Source organism: Arthrobacter sp. SIMBA_036 (assembly GCF_046535135.1).
Lineage (GTDB): Bacteria > Actinomycetota > Actinomycetes > Actinomycetales > Micrococcaceae > Arthrobacter.
Map to the genome: position 1 here is coordinate 1 of NZ_JAWRXG010000506.1, position 229 is coordinate 229.

1 protein-coding gene is annotated in these 229 nt (G+C 28.8%); it reads right to left on the reverse strand.

The genetic code is table 11. The features are described 5' to 3' along the window. On the reverse strand, positions 1-182 hold a 182-nt coding region (locus tag SB659_RS20675), incomplete at its 3' end, for a hypothetical protein (RefSeq protein WP_410551802.1). Positions 183-229: the final 47 nt, after the last annotated feature.

The window sequence follows — 229 nt, forward strand, 5'->3', positions numbered from 1 at the left end:
GTAAACGTATTTTTTAAACTTCCTGCATGAGATAGAAATGTAAATTTTAAAGGTGCCTGCAACTGCTCATTCACTGTCGTTAAAAATCCTACAATGAAGTAAATAAACGTAATAATGGCAAAAGGAAATAAACTGTTATTTGATTTTGCATCAAGCGGTTTTATATCTGAATTTATGATCATAATATGGATTTTTAAATAGATTCTAAAACAGGAGTAACACCTTTATC